The sequence below is a fragment of the Marivirga lumbricoides genome (genome assembly GCF_014636295.1).
Classification (GTDB): Bacteria; Bacteroidota; Bacteroidia; order Cytophagales; family Cyclobacteriaceae; genus Marivirga; species Marivirga lumbricoides.
In genome coordinates, this window is the sequence record NZ_BMEC01000008.1 from 189735 (window position 1) to 209786 (window position 20052).

Below are 20052 nucleotides of genomic sequence, written 5' to 3' on the forward strand. Positions count from 1 at the left end.
GGTTTTGTCTCCGAAACGAATGACCACTCTTTTAATTTAAGCTTGCACAGGTAGTTTAATTTTCACCCCGAAACTAATCAAGATAAATTGAGTCGATCTCGCTTTTATAATGATTCATGATAATTTTTCTTTTGAGGCTCAGCTTAGCGGTTAGCTCTCCTGCTTCAACTGTCCAAAGCTTAGGAAGTAGTATGGTTTTCTTAATTTTCTCCCACTGGGCAAATTGAGCATTCGATTTCTCCACTTCTTTTTCAAGTTTCTCTAATACGCGCTCCTCTTTGATCATTTTTTCATCAGAAGAATAGCTTATTCCCTTATGCTTGCACCATTCCTTCAACGCATCAAAATTAGGAACAATCAACGCTCCCGGAAATTTCTGTCCATCACCCACTACCATCACCTGTTCAATAAAAATGGATTCTTTTAATTTATTTTCTATCAGCTGTGGTGCAATGTATTTTCCTCCGGAAGTTTTAAACATTTCCTTTTTCCTATCTGTAATTTTTAAGAAACGCCCTTCCACCATTTCACCTATATCTCCGGTGTGGAACCAACCTTGCTCATCAATTACTTCAGCTGTTTTTTCCGGTTGATTATAGTAGCCTTTCATAATATTGGGCCCTTTGGCAAGCACTTCACCATCATCAGCAATTTTTATTTCTACACCAGGTAAAGCCGGGCCCACCGTACCTATGCGCATATCTTCTTCATTGTATCTGTTAAATGCTATCCCCGGGGAGGTTTCTGTTAAACCATAGGCTTCCAGAACAGGAATTTGTGCAGACCAAAATATGGTAGCCAATCTGGGCTGAAGGGCAGCACCACCGGAAGCGATTAGTTTAATATTTCCTCCTACGGCCTCACGCCATTTGCTAAAGATTATTTTGTTGGCAATTTTTAACTTGACATCATACCAAAAACCAGGACTATTTTGTCTGTCGTACTGATGGCCAAGATTAAGCGCCCAAAAGAAAAGTTGCTTTTTAATACCTGTAAGCTCTGTTCCTTTTGCCACTATTTTATCGTAGATTTTTTCAAGCAAGCGAGGGACTGTAGTAAACATCTCAGGCTTTACTTTTTTAAGGTTATCTCCAATTTTCTCCAGATTTTCGGCATAATAAATGGAAATACTTGAGTAGAGATAGAAATAAAATGTAGTACGCTCAAAAATATGGCATAGCGGTAAAAAACTTAAGCTGGTTTTAATATTTAGTTCTTCAACCGGCAGGTTTTTTCTTACGGCCACTGCATTGCTTAAAATGTTTACATGCGTTAACATTACTCCCTTAGGATTCCCTGTGGTGCCTGAGGTGTAGATTAGTGTCACCAGATCATCGGGTAAAACCTGATTTTTATAAGGCTCAAGATCTACAGGATTTTCGTCACCAAGTTTTTTTACTTCTGACCAATGACTGGAATCTTCCAGAGGATCGAATGAATAAATTCCTTTAATTCTTTCTATTCCTTCAGAGGCTGCTTTTACTTTTGAGAAAAGTTCGAGATCGGAGACAAAAACGTATTTTAATTGCGAATCTTCAAAAATATATCGATAGTCTTTTTCCGTAATGGTAGGATACATAGGAACACTCACTGCTCCTATTTGCTGTAGTGCCAAATCAATGAAATTCCATTCCGGCCGATTGTTAGCAACAATACCTACCTTATCATCTTTAGAAATGCCGAGGTGGATAAACCCACAAGAAACAGCATCAATAATGTTAATTACTTCTTCTGTGCTATATTTTTTCCAGCTATTTCCCTCTTTGTAAGCCAAAGCGTCCTGAAGTGGGTGATTTTTAAACTGGTATTCAATTAAATCAAATAATCTTGAAGGTTCCATAGGAAGTTTTTCCAAAAAAATACGCAGAAAAACTCAATTTACGAAATCTCCACGCAGGCTTCTGAATCTTTTTCTGGCCTCCGCTACATAAATGCTTCCGGGAAAATCGGTTAATAATTGTTGGTACAATGCTTTAGCTTTGGCTTCATCTTTCAGGTATTGTTCATAAATAGTGGCCATTTCAAATAAAGCATCATCCGTTAGAATGTCGTAAGGCATTTCATTTACTATTTCATCCAAATTATCGATAGCTTCCTGATATTTGCCTTGTTCTGTTTTTATTTTGGCTAACAATTTAAGTGCATCATCTTTAATGGGATGCTCACTGAATTCAATGAGCATTTCATTTAATTTTTGAACCGCTTCGTCTCTTTTGTTTTGATAAAGTAAAAGATCAACTGAAGCATAAGCGCGAAGCGCTTTTTGCGTGGAATCTAAAATAGTATTGTTTTTTATTAAGATGCTTAAATCCATAGCATCGTTGGCTATTTCTTTTCGTGTAGCATTTTTCAAAATATCCAGGTGCTCCTGTGCTAATTCAAACTCTCCTTTAAAGAAAGAAAGCTTAGCATTCCGTAGTTTAGCATCTTCACCTAATTGGGAGTTTTTATTGGCCTTTTCTACCTGGTAATACAAAAGTACAGACTCCCAGGGTTGCTCAAGGATAATGTATATATCTCCCAGATCCAGTTTTGCTTGTGCGATCAGAGAGGGATCAGCATTATAAAAATTTATAATTTCCTGGAGGATGGTGGCTGCTTTTTCCGGCTCTTGCAGATAGAAGGCGTGTAAGAGGGCTTTCTGGCGGTAAGGTTCCAATGTTCTCAGTGAGAGACCCATCTGATCAATCAATTGGTCATAAGCCTTTACAAGCGATCTTATAGCTGCTGTATCAACTGGCAGACTTTCTTTTATAATTTTCTCTTTACTTTGAATCAGCATTTGCTTTGCAAAAATGTAATTCCTGGAATCAGGATAAGTGTCCGATATAAATTGAAATACTTTTTCTGCTATATCGTAAGCCTCGTTTTCATAAGCTATTTGACCTATTTCCAGGCTGTTTTCTCCCTGCAGACCTGCTCTTTTATCAATAGCCCTTGCCTGGATAAACGCTCCGTAGAAATTTTTCACTTGCAAATTTGCCCAGATCAAAAGATCTCCATATAAATCCTGATCAGCATTTTTCTGGATATTTTCCATCAGGAAATTGATAAATGAGTGCAGATCCTCTTCTTCAGTAAGTGAGAGCTGCAACATATTTTTTACATAGCGAATATTGGTTGGCCGCTCTTGTGCGTATACCATAAACTCTCTGATCATTTTGTCTTTTTGATTGGTATACCGATAGAGGTTAGCCAGCTGAATGCTGAAAGCAGTTGGATCTCTCATTTTCTCCCTGGCAGCTAAATAGAGTTTTTCGGTGTATTCATCATGTTGCTTATTGTGCATATACTGCGCAGCGGATTGCAATAAGCCTAACTGATCTGTTACTTTATTTTCAAGTTGCTCATAATATTTCTCAGCCATAATGGTATCATTATTTTTCAGGTAAAAATCTATGATATCCACATCAAAGCGAATGTTAGTGGAAAAGTCTGCTACAACCTGTTTTAAATATTTCTCTGCCTGCTTATTAAGCTGTTTAATTTCCAATAGTTCGAGGTAGCTATTGTGAATATAAAATACATTTTGCGGCTTTTTCGCCAGTTTTTCATACAACGTTAACGCCTTATCTAATTCTCCCTGTTGATAATACTCATTAGCAAGCGCAACATCTTTATCGGCCTGCGCCACCACGATTGTTGAATGGGTGATGGCTATTACAAATATCAAAAATGAAATATATCTTAACATAGGCTTAAAATTTCTTTCCTCCTTCTTTATCCACACAATCCACAAGGTAGTATATTATATATTATATATTTATAAAACTATTATTCATTGTTAATCGTGTGGATATGTTGAAAAGATTTTATTTTTTTTCTGGTTTATATGAGATGTTTATTAAACGAGAATAATTCTCTTTTTTACCCACATGTATTTATCAGATACTTAATTAATTAACATTTGATTAATGATTTGTTAATAACTCTATGTTCAATTTAACTTGAAGTTCAAGGTGTGGGTAAGCGGAATATTCTTCACATTTTTCCACTACTTAACCCAGGCTTTCTGTTCGTGTATCATATAGGTTTTAGTTTGCTGTTAGCAGCTGTGGATAATTATTCCTTATCCGCTTCTTTATCCACATCTTTATCCTCAGTATTATCAGCTTCAAACACGATGTTTTTATCTATTACTTCCCAGTTAGCTTTCACAGTAAGTTTTTCATTTAGATAGATAATTTCTTCTGCAGGTTCAAGCAGGAGTGGGTTACCGGCATCCCATTTCTTGTTATTGTTAGTATCTGCTACTGCTCTTAAGAAATAATCACCAGGACTGACATAATTAAAAGTGAATGTCTGCTGATTAGATATGCTGTCTATTACTTTGTATTTATTATCTAATAGCTGTACGATGTAATTTTCAGGAGGACTTGCTACGTATCCTTTTATAATGCCATACTCTTCAATATTCTTGAAAGTGAATATTGTGTTGTTTGAAGCTGTTGAATCTTGCTCTATACCTATAAAGGCTCCTTTGCCCACGTATAGGTGCAATCCATTAATTTGTGCAGGTTTCTTTTGTTCGTCCTTTTTTCTTGAATTGATGGGTGCAGATGTGTTATTAGAATTAATGCTTTGATTATTGGCTGTCTTATTGAAAGTTTGAGTTGAGTCTGCATTCTGTGTTGAATCTGCTAAACTTTCTTTTCTTGTAGCTTGTATGCTATCTTTAATAGCTTTTTGTTTTGCAGCAAGTGCTTCTATTTCTTTCTTTGATAAAGTAAGATTGATCTTTACTATTTTCTTATTTTCTGAAAGTGTGATCTGATCTCTGTTAATCGTATTGATTTGAATGGAGTCAAATTTAATAAGTATGGAATCGGTATTAATTTTTGCTACAGGTTTGTTGGTAGTAATTAATAGCTGCTGATCTCCTGTTAGAATTTTCTTTTCAGGCATCATCGTGATTTTAATACTTTCGGATGTAATTCTGCTTTCCCTGAATTTTGCAAATACAGTATCCGCTCTTTGATTGTTGATAGAATCTGTTGCTTTGATTACAAGTTTCAGTGAGTCGGTATAGTTTAGTTGCGGAAAGTTTTCTTTGAATATTCGGATTTTACCTGCAGCTTCTTCATCTGTAGCATATATAATTTGATCAGGATCCTTAGTGTTTGTAATGTTGTAGTTTTCTATTCCTTTGTTATAGCTGATTACAAAATCTTTTCCTGTAGGTCCTGATTTTTTTAACTTCAATGTATCTTCATTGATTTTGTAGGTTAATACATCAATGTTGGGTATTGAGTCTTTTAAATCGATCACTGTAGGATAGAAGCCATATGGTTCGGAAGCAGATTCGTTAATGAGGTTGTTGTTTGCATCCTTGAATGTATATAACAGATATTGTCCTGGTTTAAGGTTTTGGAGTTTGTAGTTTCCTTGTTCATCTGTAGTAGTGAAGTAAAGAGGTTCGCCTTGTCTCAGATTTGCGGTATCAACAGAGGCATCATAGATTCCCACAAGATAGTTTTTAGCAGGTTCTGTTGTTTCTATTTTCTTAACGGTTCCCTGAATCACCAAAGAGTCTAAATAGTTTCCTGTGCTAAAAGCTAATACAGGATTTTCCCATACATTACCTTCTGTAATATCTTTCAAACCTTTTCTGAAGTTGAAGGTGTAAGTGGTTGAATCTTTTAATTCAGATTTTAGTGTGAGAATAAGTTCTTGTTTTTTCAGGGTTTGTTCGTATTCAATATTGGTTCTTGGTGTAATAATGAGTTCTTTCTGAAGATTGTCCAGTTGCATCCATTCGTTAAAATATAAACGAATTTCTTTTCCTTTAAAGTTAACGCTTTGATGCTTTGGGGTGGATTCATAAAGTACCGGTGCTACAACATCTTTTTCTCCTCCTGTAATTGTACCGGGTGTTGCGCATGCATAAATACATAATAGGAGAATGAAAGGGATTACAATTTTGTTCATTTTTTAATTTCGTAGATTAAACTTGAATAGTTCTTGCTTTTTGAGGCATAACTATTTGATTTATAGCCATTTATGAAGGATTTCAGATAATTTGACTTACCAGTCTTGTATTTTTCACTCAAAAGGCTGATGTAATAAGAATCTAATCTCATTGGGTAGACATTCTTCACTTTTAATCCATGTTTAAGCATCAGTGTTTTCATGGAGTCTTGATTGAAGTGGTAGAGATGTCGAGGTACATCGTATGCTGCCCATTGTTCCTGGTAAACTGAATTGTCAAGGCTATTGATATTTGGTACAGCAATTATCAATCTGCCTTTCTCTTTCAGAACTGATTTCAACGTAGCTATCGTTTTATTTAAATCGTGGATATGTTCCAGAACATGCCACAATGTTATGATATTGAATTTCTTGTTTTTCATATCAAGTTCTTCAATACTTTCTTTTACAGTTTCCTTTGTTAATTCTTTGGCCAATTTCCTTGCTTTTTCATTCGGTTCAATACCAGCAATTTTCCAGCCATCTTTTTTCATAGTATTAAGAAAGTATCCTGTCCCGCATCCGTAATCCAGTAAAGCACCTTTTTTATTACCGGCTATAGTATTAATTAATCTGCATTTACTTTTTAATGCAAATTGTCTTGCCAGTTTATAGACTATATTAATAGGGGAATTCCCTTTATTCGTATGTGAGATATAGTCTTCAGATTCATAGTATTTACCAATCTCACCAGCTGTTGGTCTGGGGTTAGTAAATTGAAATTGGCATCCTTTGCATAAGCTTATCACAAAGCTTTCTTTGCTTACAGAATAATCCAAAACAATTTTATGATTGGTTAGATTTTGGCCCCCACAGACAGGGCATTCAGTTAACTTTTCGTACATATTATCTTCCTAAGTAAACCATTAGAATTGATATATCTGCAGGGCTTACTCCACTAATTCGGGAAGCTTGCCCTAAGGTTTTTGGTTTTATCTTTTTAAACTTTTCTTTTGCTTCTGCTGAGAGTGCAGGAATAAGACTAAAATCTAAGCCCTCTCCTATTTTTAAGTCTTCCAGATTATTCATCTTCTCTGCAAGCTGATGTTCTTTTTCTATATAACTCTCATATTTGATACTAATCTCAGAGGCTTCCAGAATGGAAGGTTCATATTGAGAGATGTAGTTCCCCAATTCTTTTTCAAGCATTTTTAATTCATTAAAGGTGATCTCTGGTCTCTTGAGAATATTATATGCTGCTGTGGTTTCTTTAATGGGAGCTGATTTGTAATTTTTTAACTCATCATTAATTTGAGTAGGTTTTACTTTTAATGATTTAAGATCATTTACTATTTGGTCTATATGTTTTTGCTTCTCTTCAGCTTTACGTAATCTTTCTTCCGAGGCTAAACCAATTGCGTGACCTAATGGGCTTAGTCGAATATCTGCATTATCTTGACGTAATAATATTCTATGTTCAGCTCTTGACGTAAACATTCTATAGGGTTCTTCTGTGCCTTTATTTATTAAGTCGTCTATCAGAACTCCTATGTATGCTTGTGATCTGCTAAGAATAAAAGGCTCTTGATGATTGATTTTTAAATGTGCATTGATTCCAGCCATTAGTCCTTGACAAGCTGCTTCTTCGTAACCGGTAGTCCCATTAATTTGTCCGGCAAAATATAGATTCTCGATGAGCTTAGTCTCCAGCGTGATATTAAGTTGAGTGGGTGGAAAGAAGTCATATTCTATTGCATAACCAGGCCGGAACATTTTAACATTTTCAAAGCCCTGGATTTGTTTCAGAGCTTTATATTGAACTTCTTCAGGTAAGGAAGTTGAAAATCCATTGACGTATATTTCTACTGTATTCCAACCTTCTGGTTCTACAAAAATTTGATGCCTGTCTCTTTCTGCAAATCGATTAATTTTATCTTCTATTGATGGGCAATATCTTGGACCAAGGCCTTTTATTCTCCCATTAAACATGGGTGATTTTTCAAATCCTGTCTCAAGAATTTCGTGTACTGTTGGATTTGTATAAGTTATGTAGCAACTTCTTTGTTCCTTAAGCGGTGAAGTTTCGTTGGAAAAAGAAAATTTTTCTGGTAGCTCATCCCCTTTTTGTTCTTCCATTTTTGAATAGTCCAATGACCTTCCATCAACTCTTGGAGGTGTTCCCGTTTTCATTCTACCTGCTTCAAAGCCAAGCTGAACAAGTTGTTCAGTAATTCCTTTAGAAGCCCTTTCAGCAGATCTTCCACCACCAAACTGCTTCTCTCCTATATGTATAAGCCCGTTAAGAAATGTGCCATTAGTTAACACTACTGATTTGGCCTTAATTGTTAAACCCATTCCAGTTTGGATGCCGGTAACTTTATTGTTTTCTACAACTAATCCATTCACCATTTCCTGCCAGAAATCCACATTAGGTATTCTTTCTAATTGTAGTCTCCATTCCTCAGCAAACTTCATTCTATCGTTTTGGCTTCTGGGACTCCACATCGCAGGCCCTTTAGATTTATTAAGCATCCTGAATTGAATCATCGACTTATCAGATATTATCCCTGAATAGCCACCGAGCGCATCAATTTCTCTTACAATCTGACCTTTTGCCACACCACCCATTGCAGGGTTGCATGACATCTGCGCAATAGTATTCATATTCATGGTAGCTAAAAGAACTTTAGAACCCATATTTGCAGCTGCCGCTGCTGCTTCGCATCCCGCATGTCCTCCGCCAACTACAATTACATCGTATTCTTGAAACATTCTGTATAAATTTTATAGGTGTTCCACGTGGAACACCTGTTTGTTTATTTTAGTTTATTCTTTTATTGAAATTGCTAAAGCTTCTCCACTATATAAAAAAGAAGTGTTCCACGTGGAACACTTTAGTATAGTAGTTGTAAAGCTTTTGTTTCTTCTTTTCTCATTAAGTCTTTTTCTTGTTGAGTTTTGTCTTTAAAGCCTACAAGGTGTAAAAGGCCATGTATTATCACCCTTTCTAATTCATTGGAAAAACTCGTGGATTGAATTTGAGAATTATCTTGTACTCTTTCAATGCTAATAAATATATCTGCTTCTATTGGTTCTTCACTTGAATGCTCTCTCAGATCAAAAGTAATTATGTCAGTATATGTGTCATGATTTAAATACCCTTGATTGATCTGGTGAAGATACTCATCGCTACAGAAAATATAATTAATAAGCTCAATCTCTTTGTGATGAGACTGAGCGACTTCATTTATCCATTTTCTATATTTTCTTAGTGAGCGAAGATCTATTTTCACGTCTTCTTTAAAGAAATTTACTAAAGGCATCAATCTACATAAAAACTAAGTTTCACCTTTCTGCCCTCTTCCAGGAACTGAAGCTCATCACATAAAGCCTTCATTAGAAATATACCTCTTCCTCCTGGCTTATCTATGTTTTCAGGAGATGTAGGGTCTGGAAGTGAGTTATAGTCAAACCCCGCTCCTTCATCAGTTACATAAAATACAACAACATTATCTTCTACAGCGCATCTTAGTTCCACGTTTTTGCTTTTATCGGCAGCATTTCCATGTATTATGGCGTTGTTTACAGATTCTGTAATAGCGATCATGATGTTACCGTATATGTCATCATTGATCTGTAATTGATCTTTAGCATTGTCGATAAAGCTTTCAACTATCCTTATGTTTTCTGTAAGTGATGGAATACTTATTGCGATGTCATTCATAATGTTTAATTTTCTGTTGATTTAAGGCGTTTATAATATTTATTGATTTCATTTTTATAATAGGGTGTAAAGCTTGGTGGAACAGTTTGTAGTAACTCAATCTCTTTTTCTTTCTGTTCCAAATATTCCTTGAATGCATTAGGTAAACGTTCTTTTTGGTAGTCAGTTGCTGTTTCTCCTTTTCTTTCATCATCTTCCTCCTGCTCTTGCTTAGCTTTCTCAGACTCTAATAGTTTTGTTACTATTTTTTTCTGCCGTTCTATTAGCCGGCTTCCTAATCTTTTGTTGACTAAGTCTTCTTCTATTTTCTCCATTTCCTCTATGATCTCTCCAGCAGAGCCTGCTCCTTCCTGCTTTCCTTTCTCATTAGACTCCTTTTTCATCTCTTCCATCATTTTTCTGAGTTTAGCTTGTTCTGCTGCTAATTCCCCTAGTTTTTCTGAAAGTTCTCTACCGCTTTTCTGGCTTTCTGATAATCGTTGGGTTTGCTGATTCAGTGCTTTCTGCATATCAGAAAGACTTGGCTGTTGCTCATTTCCCTGTTGAGGTTGGCTGCTCATACCTTGCGAAGCTTGCATTTGCATTTGCATTTGTTCTAATACATCATCAAGCATTAGGGCTAAGTTATTCATAGAAGTCATAGCGAATTGCTGCTCTCCCACTGCTTTATTCTTGTCTCTTTCTTTAAGCGCGCTTAAACTATTGTCCATTGATTCATTAATAGTAGCCATTTCTTTTGTGATGAAAGTCTTCAATTGAAATACTCTCTCTGCCAGGGCATTCAAACTGTCTTCAATAATTACAGCATCATCTTTCATATTTAATTGCTGCTCCGAAAGGGAGAGAAAGCGTGGGTCACTTGCATTTACCTCTCTAAAGTTTTTCATTAAATCTTCTTGCCTGAATGACAGCTTCAATAGATTGTCAACAATATCCCTTAAATCGTCAATGTTTTCCTGAAGCGCCTGCATTTCCATAGAAGCTTGCATTTGCGCCATTTTTTGAGCCATCTGCTTCATACCTTCTGCGGCTTCCTTCTGCTTCTGTCCTGCAGACTTACTGTTTTGTTCCTTTAGTTGCTGAGTGCTTTCCTGCTGAGCCTGATCTATTGTGTTTTCCTCTTCTTTAGTATCTTCAATAGCATTAGGTTGTTTTAAGGATTGGTTTCTCTCTTTAAGGTTCTTCAGTTCCTCTTTTATTTCTTCAAAGTCCTTATTTAATCTTTCCTGTTCCTCCAATGCTTCAGTATTCTGCTCTGTACTCTTTTCACTATTATTTTTCTCAGTTTCATTAGCTAATTGCTCCTGCTTTTCAGAAAGCTCTTTCAGGTCCTCTCCTACTTTATTCATATCATATTGGACCTCTAACCTTTTGAAGAGCTCCATTAAGCGCTCCATTTCTTTTAGCCTGTTATTTTCTTTCTTGTTTAATTCTTCTACTGATTCGCGAAACTCATCAGATTGTGATTCATTCTGCAGCATTTCACGGATCTTTTCCATTAGCTCATCATTCTTGTCTTTCAACATTTCTTCCATTAAACTCTCCAATTGCTCGGATTTCTCTTTGAGTTCAGGGTTTTGCTGAGTAAATTTTTCTCGTTTTTCTTTATTTTCCTCCGTCTTTCGCTGGATTTCTTCTAAACGCTTTTCCTGTTGTTGCATATCTTTTAAAATCTCTTCTAAAAGCTGCTTGTCTTCCCAATTTAAAGATCTCTTGGTTTTGAGGATTTGATCAAGCTTTTCCAGCTTTTTATTCACATCTGATGCACTTTTTATGTTTTGATCGATTTGTTTTTCGGTTTCTTGAGCATTTTCCTTAATATTTGTTTCAAGTTGGCTCTTATCTGGAATCTGAATAGTTTTAAGCGCGGTTCTGGTACTTTTAGCACCATTAATAGCATCATTATCCCACACTTGAACATAATATTGTAGTTTGTCTCCTTGTTTTTGTAGTAAGGAGTCCACATCCCATAGTTTAAAATATTTCTGATTTAATATTTCTTTATTGTACGGTAAAGCAATTGAACCCTTTAGCTTTTCCTTATTATTCTCTAAAAGTGTATAAAATAGTTTGAAATTGGTAAAGCCATAATCATCACTAATTTCTCCTGCTAATGCCACTTTGCTATACATACTGCTATCATTGATAGCTTCAAGGGTTATTTCAGGGGCTTTATCTTTTATTACCTCCACTGAGTAAGTGGTGTTTTTATCATCTTCGGCAGCAGGATTGAGAAGTTTGAGTTTGTAGGAGAATGAATTGAGTATATACTGCTCCAGATTAAATGTAGTGTTACTTACATTGTCAAAAAGAATTTCTGTTGAGTCTAATGAGTTATCAAAAACTATTGAGCTTGTGGCTTTACTTTGAACCCACCATTTGGCCTGAGTTCCTTCCGGGACGATTAAATTTCCAGCATTTTCAATTCTTTCTCTTTCTAAACCAGTGTAAGCAGGATAGACTAATTCAATAGCCATATTTTGTAATGTTGGCCTTTCTACTACTGTAAGGTGATAAGTTTGTGACGAAAAACCAGCTCCCTCCAAAGAAAAATTAAGGCTTTGCTGAGGATTGTTTAAGGTAAATTGGAAAGCATTATTTCCTACATTTTGTAATTTTTGTTTTACGCCTTCTTTATAAATATATAACTCTTTTGGAATTTGATTCCCGCTTAGCTCTACATTTAATTTAAATGGTTCACCTTTATAGGCTTTTAGTACTTCAGGTTCCACGTGGAACATGAAGGGAGCCTCGGGTACAAATTCTTCATTAAACTTAATAATCCTGTAACTTCCTTCAGTAACAAGGTAAGGAGCAAAAAGCAAAATAGTTATCATTACTAAAATGGGAATAGCAACATAAGGAAAGTATTTTCTGTTGTTTTTTTGGATTTTGATACCTTCGCTAAAATTAAAAGAGCTTAAACCCCTTGATTTTTGTTCAATGCTGGCTTGTATTAAGGTATTTTGCTGACCCGACAATGTGTTTAACTGTATGAAATTCAGTAACTTATCATTAATTTCAGGAAAATATTTTCCAATTTGCCTGGCTGCTTCTTCGTTGCTTAAGGCTTTGCCCTGAGTGGCTAAATGGTAAGCAGGAATAAGGATATATTTGATAATAAAATAGAGTCCGCTTATTGCGTAGACGATAAAAAGGAGACTTCGGAATAAGCTACCAAAACGTAACTGATATTCCAGTACACTAAAAGTCAGAAATGCTATTAACAGATACGCCAGAGAAATTAAAACTCCTTTTAATAATCTGTTAAGGTAATATTTTCTTTTATAGTCCTTAAGCCTTTTAAGTATGCTCGCTATTTGATCTGAATTACTCACTCACTTACTAACGATTATTTTATTACAATGATTTCCAAAGCCTTAATGAATTTAATCTGCCAATACCACTTTTACCGGGCAGTGATCGGAATGGTGAACGTTGGGCAAAATAGAAGCACTTTGAAGTCTATCCCGGAGCGTCTCAGTAATCATATTGTAATCTATTCGCCAACCTTTATTTCTTTCCCTTGCTGCAGCCCGGTAACTCCACCAGCTGTATTGGTCCGGAGACTTATTTAAATGACGAAACGAATCAATAAAACCGCTATCAATAAATCTACTCATCCATTCGCGCTCTTCCGGTAGAAAACCTGAGCTATTTTTATTACTCACAGGATCATGAATATCAATAGCCTGATGGCAAATATTATAATCTCCTGATACTATCAAATTCGGTATATCTTTTCTTAGCTCATCAATATAATTTTGAAAATCTTCCAACCATTGCATTTTAAATATCTGGCGTACATCTCCACTGGATCCACTCGGCATATAAGTGCTCATAACTGAGAAATTATTGAAATCCGCACGAATTACACGACCTTCACAATCATAAATAGGCATATTACAACCTATCTCAATATTTTGAGGCTTAGTTTTAGAGAAAATGGCTACTCCGCTATAACCTTTTTTCTCAGCCGCATGCCAGTATATTTCATAGCCCAAATCCCGGTAAATATCTAGATCTACCTGTTCTTGGTGAGCCTTTAATTCCTGTAGACACAAAACATCAGGAGCTTCCTCCTTCAACCAATTACTAAATCCTTTTCTCTCCGCAGCACGGATTCCGTTTACATTATATGAAATAATTTTCATTAATAATTTTTACTTATAGATTATTGGATTTAACAGTATTTTAAACATAATTAACTGGCAATCAAATAGTTGCGCCAACTACCTTTTTGTTAAGAGTAATTTAAGCTACATCAGAATTCCATTTCTTGCTCAAAATACTCAATTACATGCATTTTAAGTAATTTCTCCTGCTCTAAAATGTCAAAATGAGGTAATTGTTTAACTAATTTCCAGTGGGGCCACCCTTCCTGATCAATGCCTTCCAGTTCGTAAAAGCCGGAAAGACTTAAAACTTTGCAGATGGCGATATGCATCAAATCCTGCTTTTCTTCTTTACTAAAATTTTTAGGGCCTCTTCCGAGTTCCTGAACGCCTATCAAAAAAAGCACGGCATTCATATCTTTGGGCTTTCGCCCTATAACATCCTTCAGCTTTAGCCTTAAGGCTTGCCATTTTCTTTCAAGTTCAAGGTCTTTCTTTATCATTCTTGAGGTCCGTTCTCCTTCAAAGCTTCCCAAAACTCCACGGCTCTTCTTAAATGAGGAATAACAATAGTCCCTCCTATCAAATTTGCAATAGAAAATACTTCAAAAATTTGCTCATCATCAACCCCCAGCTCATAGCATTTGCCCAAATGGTACCTCACACAATCGTCACATCTTAATACCATTGAACTGGATAATCCGATCATCTCTTTTGTTTTTTTATCCAGCGCACCCTCCGCAAAAGCATTGGTATCCAGGTTAAAGATCCTTTTAAGAATTTTATTGTTGGAGCCCACAATTTTATCGTTCATTTTAGAGCGATATTCATTGAATTCTTCTATTTTGTTCATAAATTATAATAACTAATAATTTCAGCCAGCGAGAGGTTTGTTTTTATTCAAACGCTTGCTATTTAACCTGTAAATTTAGCTTTTGTGATGCTATCTACCCAATCCTTTTCAGTAATTGTATCCGATTTTGTTTCTTTATTTTTTCCAAACTACTGCTGTGCCTGCAATTTAACGCTTTCAAAGTCAGAAGAATTTATATGTACACACTGCAGGGCGGAACTTTCTGAAACAAATATGCATAAAAATCAGCCGAATGTGTTGCATCCACAATTCTTTGAGATACCCGGATTAACGTATGCTATGGCATTTTGCTGGTTTAAAAAAGGATCAGTTATACAAAAACTGTTGCATCAATTGAAATATGATGGAAATGAAGAGTTAGGTGTTTTTTTAGGGGAGCTTTATGGCAAACAACTGAGGGAATATCAATACCATGAAAAAATAGATATTATTACAACTGTACCTCTTCATTATCTTAAATACAGGAAGAGGGGATATAATCAAAGTGACAAAATTGCGGAAGGATTGGCTTCGTCTCTGGAGCTACCTTTTCTTAAACTAATTAAGAAGGAGGTGAATAGAAAAAGCCAAACGAGGAAAGACAGATTACAGCGTTTTGAAAATGTTGCATCTACATTTTCCGCATTAAGGACTAAGGAAAGTATTTGTGGCAAACATATTCTTGTAGTTGATGACGTACTTACTACTGGCGCAACCATTCAGTCAGCATGCCAGCCTCTGCTGGAAAAAGGTGCTAAAATCTCAATTTTAACTATTGCAGCAGTAAAATAGACGGAAGAAAATTCTAACATTTGTTAAATGGATCAAAGACTCGTGCAAATCGCTATTCTGGTAGATGACTATGACCAGGCAATACATTTTTACACCCGGAAATTACAATTCGATTTAACGGAAGACAGCTATATTTCAGAAACTAAGCGTTGGGTAGTAGTAACTCCAAAAGGTAGCGCATGTTCTATACTTTTAGCGAAAGCGGCCAATGAAGAGCAAAAAAGCAGAGTTGGCAATCAGACGGGAGGTAGAGTATTTCTATTTCTCCACACGAACGACTTTGCCAACTATTATGATCTTCTGGTAAAAGGAGGTGTCAATATAATAAGGCAACCGAGCAAGGAGGTATATGGAACAGTAGCGGTATTTGAAGATCTTTATGGTAACTTATGGGATTTAATTGAGCCGACAGATAGCCAAGGCCCTTCACTCTAAGTAGGAAGTATTTGACAGGGAATCAGGCGGGAAAGTTTCTCACTGTGCCAATTCATTAACTAAACTCACAGTATCAAGTCTTTTAGTATACATTTCCAGAGAGCCATCAGGTATTTTCGGCCATTCCTTTTCGGGCCTGTCCCAGTATAATTCTACACCGTTTTTATCTGGATCCTCCAGGTACAAGGCTTCAGAAACACCATGATCAGCCGCTCCTGTTAAGGGATAATTTGCTTTTCGTAATCGCATGAAAATTTCGGCAAGATCTTTTCTTTCAGGGTATAAAATAGCTGTATGAAAAAGTCCGGTGGTGTTTGCAGGTGCAGGATGCCCGTTCTTACTCTGCCAGGTATTTAGTCCGATGTGATGATGGTAAGCTCCGGCAGAAATAAAAGCGGCATCTTCACCATATGTAGTAGTTATTTCAAAACCCAGCAGGCCACAATAAAAATCAAGTGAACGTTGCAGATTGGCCACTTTTAAATGCACATGGCCAATTCTTGTTTGTTTTGGAACTTTATAGGAACCCATTTTTACTTTAGTTTAGACAAAACTAAATCCGTATGCTTTAGGTACAGAATTGTATTGTGAAGCATAACATCAGCACTATCGGTTTCTTTCAACGTATTAAGCACTTTTTCGCAAATGTTGAATAACACCTGGCGCTCACTTAGGCCGTGGGTTAATGCTGTTTTAGAAATAAGTTCCGCAATTTTATCTTCGTTTAGGGCTCCTTCCGGGAGTTCTTCCAGCTTTTTAATGTCTTCTTTCAACCGCTCTACTTCAGCTAATGCAGTAGGTTTTTTTTCCAGATAGGAAGTCTCCTCTTCTTCCTTCAATGGCTGGTTTCTCATGAATTCATTTAAATCTTTTAGAGTATCTTTTTTCTTTATCATGTTGTTTAAATTTATTTAGTATGAGAGAGGATTGCTTTAGCTACTGGCAAAAATTCTTTCTCGGGTAAAATTGTACTGAAATTAGCATAAAGATTCTTTGCCGGGATCTTGACATCCAAAATAATAGCATCCAATTCAGATAAGGCTTCTTTTACTGTATCAATTTTTGTAGCGGTATGTACACGATTGGGTAAAACTAATAGTTTCAATGTGCTATTGTGTTCCTTTGCAGGTTTTATGTCTTCAATTGTCTGATAAGTAACCAGTAAATCATTAGGAGTAAGGCTGGTAGGCACAATTACCAAGTCGCTTGCAATGCTTAACTTCTTTATATGTTCATCAGTAGTTTTTCCTGCTGAGTCAACCAATATAAAGTCAAAGCCTTCTTTCTTTAGCTTGTCAATGTCTTCAATTACATTCTCATCAGCAGAAGCAATAATATTAAAAACAGCATTTTCTTTTGCCCCTGTTTTATACATTTCCATCTTTCTTAGCGTATTGAGCGTATAATTGTTATCTGTTTCCAACATTACTAAAGAGTGGCCGAGGCTTTGTAACATGGTAGCAAGATGAATAGCACTGGTTGTTTTACCGGTTCCGCCTTTTCGGGAAATAAAAGAGATAATTTTCGTCATAATGAAAAGTTATGAAAAGCATAGCTAAATATACTTTTCAACTGTTTTTAAGGAATAAATAAATCTATAAAACTCTCCCGCAGGAACTTCCTATGGGCATGTGGCAACTTAATCATAAAATTGTTCACATGAATAAAAATAGGTATAGGGATGAGTATTTCCAAATGAGTGTTAATTTTGAAAAAAATAATATGCAAATGTCCTTTAATACTACAGAAATAAACAGATTAATCAAGAGTAGAAGATCAATTTTTCCGGCACAATATACAGGAGAAAAAGTTCCGGATGAAATAGTACAACAAATGCTGGAAAATGCCCAATGGGCCCCTACTCATAAACTTACGGAGCCTTGGCGCTTTACTGTTTTCACCGGAGAAGGTCTTAAAAAGCTTGGAGAGTTCCAATCGTCTATCTATAAAGAAGATGCAGAAGCAAAAGGAAACTACTCTCCGGAAAAATTTGAAGCCTTGAAAGCTAAACCATTAACGGCTTCACATGTTATTGCGATCGCAATGAAAAGAAATGAGAAGGAATTAGTACCTGAAATTGAAGAAATAGAATCGGTAGCATGTGCAGTTCAGAATATGTATTTAACCGCCACTGCTTATGGTATCGGCTGTTACTGGGGTTCAGGAGGAGTTACTTATTTGGAGAAAGCAAAAGAGAGCTTCGGTTTAGCAACAAAAGATAAGCTTCTTGGGTTTTTATACATTGGTATGCCTAAGGAAGGCTTTTGGCCCGAAGGTAAAAGATCACCAATAGAAGACAAAGTTCATTGGGTAAAATCATAGTTTAAACAAGCTAACGGGAATTTATAAGCTAAAATTGCCCAGAATAAAAAAGCAATTCTTTTGGTGAAAAGCTTCATGATTTGTTTAAATTGAAACCACAATAAAAATTTTTTAACTTGGAACAATTATACCACATCATCATCTGGATACTATCTGGTATTATTATTATTTTTAGCCTTATTCCTTTAATTAGAAATGATTATTGGACTTTCAGGGTGTTCGAATTTCCCAGACTACAAAAGTGGGTTTTAAATTTGCTTATTCTGGTCTCTTATGTTTCTGTAATCGGGTTGAATTCCGGTGTAGATTATGCGGTAAGCGGATTGTTAGTGCTTAATTTCTTTTACCTTTCCTACCAAATTTATCCTTTTTTGCCTCTTTCCCCAAAGCAGATTCAATCTACCTCTAAAGATCAACAAGCTGACTTGAGCATACTTATCTCCAATGTTTATCAATACAACAGAGATTTTCACAAACTTGAGAAGTTAGTAGATAAAGAAGATGCTGATTTGATCATAATGCTTGAAACCGATAAATGGTGGAAGGATAAAAGTGTAGAAAGTTTTGGACACAGGTATTCCTATCAGGTGCTGGAAGACCAGGAAAATACTTACGGCATGTTAATCTTCTCAAAATTAGAATTAACAGAAACAAAAGTAAGACATATCATTAAAAAGGAGATACCATCTGTAATTACCAATGTGCGTCTCAAAAACAACAAGACTTTCAGATTATATGCTTTGCACCCGGAGCCCCCTGTTCCGGGAGAAAATTTATATTCTACCGCCAGAGATGCAGAAATTTTACGAGTAGGGCAAGAAGTTGCTAAAGAGGAAATGCCGGTAATTGTGGCAGGTGATCTAAATGATGTGGCGTGGAGCTATTCTACTACCCTTTTTCTGAAAATCAGTGGTTTACTGGATCCGAGAAGAGGCCGTGGTTTCTTCAGCACTTTTCATGCTAAACATCCGTTATTCCGCTGGCCGCTCGATCATGTATTTTGCTCCGGACATTTTAGAGTAGCCAGTATGAAAACCTGCAAACCTGTAGGTTCAGATCATTTTCCTGTACTTATTAAACTTTATTTATCTGCTATTGAAGATGATTCAGAAGAACTTGACGTAGATGAGGAAGATGTTGAAACTGCTCAGGAAAAGATAGAAGCAGCCTTATAATCTAATTAGCAGAAAAAATTCTATTTTAAAATTAATAAATAAGCTTCCATCGGAAGGCCCATCGCCAAACTAATGTGTAGCTTTTTATATTAGCTTTATCCAAAATTTGTTGCCAGTCTTTTTTACGGAAAGAGCGCCAGACAGAGAGACAGGCATCATTTTGAACCATTGGTGATTTACTGAATAATTTCGTAATCCAGAGAATAGAATAGTAAGCAAACCAATGTCTGTGCAAATCATTAATTATTACTTTTTTTGCTTGTCCTTTAAATTGAGAAGTAAGCGTGATAAGTTGTTCTTCTGTAAAGTGATGTAAAAATAAAGTGCAGAGTAAAAGGTCAAATTTCCGATTCTGAAATTCTTGCTCTAATATATTTTCTTCGTAAAATTCTATTTCGGGAAACTCTTCACAGTGCTCTCTGGCATAGCTAATTACGTTAGGGTTTGCATCAAAGCCCATCAGGCTTACTGAAATATGATGCTTTCTAGCCCATATAGCAATTCTTTTAAGCATTTCACCACTGCCACAGCCTAAATCTGCAATAGATAATGGTTGCTCTCCATTTTTCCTAAGCTCTTTCTTTACAGCATTTAAAGTAATTGCATTACCTCCAAGCCACTTATTAATAATATCCAGTTCGCGTAAGGCACGATGCAGGCTGGGACTATTATCTGATAAGTCGTCCATTATTTCTTCTTTGCCTGACCGATAGCTTAAATCTACCATAT

19 protein-coding genes are annotated in these 20052 nt (G+C 35.9%); 4 read left to right on the forward strand and 15 right to left on the reverse strand.

Going from position 1 to position 20052, the window contains the following annotated elements:
• Positions 1 to 73: 73 nt before the first annotated feature.
• The 11 genes from IEV85_RS13560 to IEV85_RS13610 all read right to left on the reverse strand — a co-directional run bounded on the left by IEV85_RS13560 (position 74) and on the right by IEV85_RS13610 (position 14599).
• Entirely contained in the window at positions 74 to 1840 is a 1767-nt protein-coding gene (locus IEV85_RS13560) for an AMP-dependent synthetase/ligase (RefSeq protein ID WP_188464241.1), read from the reverse strand.
• A 33-nt stretch (positions 1841 to 1873) separates the two neighbouring features.
• Positions 1874 to 3694, reverse strand: a complete 1821-nt coding sequence (locus IEV85_RS13565; protein WP_188464243.1) for a tetratricopeptide repeat protein — start codon at positions 3692 to 3694, stop codon at positions 1874 to 1876.
• Between the two features lie 368 nt (positions 3695 to 4062).
• Positions 4063 to 5928, reverse strand: coding sequence for an Ig-like domain-containing domain (locus IEV85_RS13570; RefSeq protein WP_188464245.1), 1866 nt, complete (start codon positions 5926 to 5928; stop codon positions 4063 to 4065).
• Positions 5925 to 6812: a class I SAM-dependent methyltransferase gene (locus IEV85_RS13575; protein WP_188464247.1), complete on the reverse strand. Its 888-nt coding sequence runs from the start codon at positions 6810 to 6812 to the stop codon at positions 5925 to 5927. Before IEV85_RS13575 ends, IEV85_RS13570 begins: the two co-directional genes overlap by 4 nt.
• Position 6813: 1 nt before the next feature.
• Positions 6814 to 8679, reverse strand: coding sequence for a tRNA uridine-5-carboxymethylaminomethyl(34) synthesis enzyme MnmG (gene mnmG, locus IEV85_RS13580; RefSeq protein ID WP_188464249.1), 1866 nt, complete (start codon positions 8677 to 8679; stop codon positions 6814 to 6816).
• Between the two features lie 122 nt (positions 8680 to 8801).
• On the reverse strand, positions 8802 to 9230 hold the full coding sequence (gene ybeY, locus IEV85_RS13585) for an rRNA maturation RNase YbeY (protein ID WP_188464251.1): 429 nt from the start codon (positions 9228 to 9230) through the stop codon (positions 8802 to 8804).
• Positions 9230 to 9631, reverse strand: a complete 402-nt coding sequence (locus IEV85_RS13590; protein WP_188464253.1) for an ATP-binding protein — start codon at positions 9629 to 9631, stop codon at positions 9230 to 9232. The genes ybeY and IEV85_RS13590 overlap by 1 nt, the downstream gene beginning before the upstream one ends.
• A 5-nt stretch (positions 9632 to 9636) precedes the next feature.
• Positions 9637 to 12969 (reverse strand): DUF4175 family protein, encoded by a 3333-nt coding sequence (locus IEV85_RS13595; RefSeq protein WP_188464255.1) that lies wholly within the window; start codon positions 12967 to 12969, stop codon positions 9637 to 9639.
• 51 nt (positions 12970 to 13020) lie between these two features.
• On the reverse strand, positions 13021 to 13785 hold the full coding sequence (gene xth / locus IEV85_RS13600) for an exodeoxyribonuclease III (protein ID WP_188464257.1): 765 nt from the start codon (positions 13783 to 13785) through the stop codon (positions 13021 to 13023).
• A 110-nt stretch (positions 13786 to 13895) separates the two neighbouring features.
• Positions 13896 to 14249 carry a hypothetical protein gene (locus tag IEV85_RS13605; protein ID WP_188464259.1) on the reverse strand — a complete coding sequence of 118 codons (354 nt, stop codon included), beginning with the start codon at positions 14247 to 14249 and terminating at the stop codon, positions 13896 to 13898.
• The gene (locus tag IEV85_RS13610; protein WP_188464261.1) at positions 14246 to 14599 is read right to left on the reverse strand and encodes a carboxymuconolactone decarboxylase family protein; all 354 of its coding nucleotides are present in this window, start codon (positions 14597 to 14599) and stop codon (positions 14246 to 14248) included. The genes IEV85_RS13605 and IEV85_RS13610 overlap by 4 nt, the downstream gene beginning before the upstream one ends.
• A 234-nt stretch (positions 14600 to 14833) precedes the next feature.
• Between IEV85_RS13610 and IEV85_RS13615 the strand changes: the two genes are divergently transcribed.
• Both IEV85_RS13615 and IEV85_RS13620 read left to right on the forward strand, forming a co-directional pair.
• On the forward strand, positions 14834 to 15391 hold the full coding sequence (locus IEV85_RS13615; RefSeq protein ID WP_188464262.1) for a ComF family protein: 558 nt from the start codon (positions 14834 to 14836) through the stop codon (positions 15389 to 15391).
• 27 nt (positions 15392 to 15418) lie between these two features.
• Positions 15419 to 15826, forward strand: coding sequence for a VOC family protein (locus IEV85_RS13620; RefSeq protein WP_188464264.1), 408 nt, complete (start codon positions 15419 to 15421; stop codon positions 15824 to 15826).
• Positions 15827 to 15865: 39 nt separating this feature from the next.
• On the opposite strand, the gene IEV85_RS13625 is transcribed toward IEV85_RS13620, so the two are convergent.
• From IEV85_RS13625 to IEV85_RS13635, 3 genes are read right to left on the reverse strand one after another with little or no spacing between them, the layout of a single operon-like run.
• Positions 15866 to 16357 (reverse strand): VOC family protein, encoded by a 492-nt coding sequence (locus IEV85_RS13625; protein ID WP_188464266.1) that lies wholly within the window; start codon positions 16355 to 16357, stop codon positions 15866 to 15868.
• Between the two features lie 2 nt (positions 16358 to 16359).
• Complete coding sequence (locus IEV85_RS13630; protein ID WP_188464268.1) at positions 16360 to 16722, reverse strand: hypothetical protein; 363 nt, start codon at positions 16720 to 16722, stop codon at positions 16360 to 16362.
• Positions 16723 to 16733: 11 nt separating this feature from the next.
• Complete coding sequence (locus IEV85_RS13635) at positions 16734 to 17357, reverse strand: ParA family protein (protein WP_188464270.1); 624 nt, start codon at positions 17355 to 17357, stop codon at positions 16734 to 16736.
• Positions 17358 to 17548: 191 nt separating this feature from the next.
• Between IEV85_RS13635 and IEV85_RS13640 the strand changes: the two genes are divergently transcribed.
• Both IEV85_RS13640 and IEV85_RS13645 read left to right on the forward strand, forming a co-directional pair.
• Positions 17549 to 18148, forward strand: coding sequence for a nitroreductase family protein (locus IEV85_RS13640; protein ID WP_425562900.1), 600 nt, complete (start codon positions 17549 to 17551; stop codon positions 18146 to 18148).
• A 116-nt stretch (positions 18149 to 18264) separates the two neighbouring features.
• Entirely contained in the window at positions 18265 to 19323 is a 1059-nt protein-coding gene (locus tag IEV85_RS13645; protein ID WP_229712589.1) for an endonuclease/exonuclease/phosphatase family protein, read from the forward strand.
• 31 nt (positions 19324 to 19354) lie between these two features.
• Here IEV85_RS13645 and IEV85_RS13650 read toward each other — a convergent pair whose 3' ends face one another.
• Positions 19355 to 20050 (reverse strand): methyltransferase domain-containing protein, encoded by a 696-nt coding sequence (locus tag IEV85_RS13650; RefSeq protein ID WP_188464272.1) that lies wholly within the window; start codon positions 20048 to 20050, stop codon positions 19355 to 19357.
• Positions 20051 to 20052 lie beyond the last annotated feature (2 nt).

Coding starts and splice junctions, on each gene's coding strand:
- IEV85_RS13610 (WP_188464261.1), bottom strand. CDS start 14,599: ATGAACAAAATAGAAGAATTCAATGAATATCGCTCTAAAATGAACGAT.
- IEV85_RS13630 (WP_188464268.1), bottom strand. CDS start 16,722: ATGATAAAGAAAAAAGATACTCTAAAAGATTTAAATGAATTCATGAGA.
- IEV85_RS13560 (WP_188464241.1), bottom strand. CDS start 1,840: ATGGAACCTTCAAGATTATTTGATTTAATTGAATACCAGTTTAAAAAT.
- IEV85_RS13565 (WP_188464243.1), bottom strand. CDS start 3,694: ATGTTAAGATATATTTCATTTTTGATATTTGTAATAGCCATCACCCAT.
- IEV85_RS13590 (WP_188464253.1), bottom strand. CDS start 9,631: ATGAATGACATCGCAATAAGTATTCCATCACTTACAGAAAACATAAGG.
- IEV85_RS13570 (WP_188464245.1), bottom strand. CDS start 5,928: ATGAACAAAATTGTAATCCCTTTCATTCTCCTATTATGTATTTATGCA.
- IEV85_RS13640 (WP_425562900.1), top strand. CDS start 17,549: ATGCAAATGTCCTTTAATACTACAGAAATAAACAGATTAATCAAGAGT.
- IEV85_RS13615 (WP_188464262.1), top strand. CDS start 14,834: ATGCATAAAAATCAGCCGAATGTGTTGCATCCACAATTCTTTGAGATA.
- mnmG (WP_188464249.1), bottom strand. CDS start 8,679: ATGTTTCAAGAATACGATGTAATTGTAGTTGGCGGAGGACATGCGGGA.
- ybeY (WP_188464251.1), bottom strand. CDS start 9,230: ATGCCTTTAGTAAATTTCTTTAAAGAAGACGTGAAAATAGATCTTCGC.
- IEV85_RS13620 (WP_188464264.1), top strand. CDS start 15,419: ATGGATCAAAGACTCGTGCAAATCGCTATTCTGGTAGATGACTATGAC.
- IEV85_RS13625 (WP_188464266.1), bottom strand. CDS start 16,357: ATGGGTTCCTATAAAGTTCCAAAACAAACAAGAATTGGCCATGTGCAT.
- IEV85_RS13635 (WP_188464270.1), bottom strand. CDS start 17,357: ATGACGAAAATTATCTCTTTTATTTCCCGAAAAGGCGGAACCGGTAAA.
- IEV85_RS13575 (WP_188464247.1), bottom strand. CDS start 6,812: ATGTACGAAAAGTTAACTGAATGCCCTGTCTGTGGGGGCCAAAATCTA.
- IEV85_RS13650 (WP_188464272.1), bottom strand. CDS start 20,050: ATGGTAGATTTAAGCTATCGGTCAGGCAAAGAAGAAATAATGGACGAC.
- xth (WP_188464257.1), bottom strand. CDS start 13,785: ATGAAAATTATTTCATATAATGTAAACGGAATCCGTGCTGCGGAGAGA.
- IEV85_RS13605 (WP_188464259.1), bottom strand. CDS start 14,249: ATGATAAAGAAAGACCTTGAACTTGAAAGAAAATGGCAAGCCTTAAGG.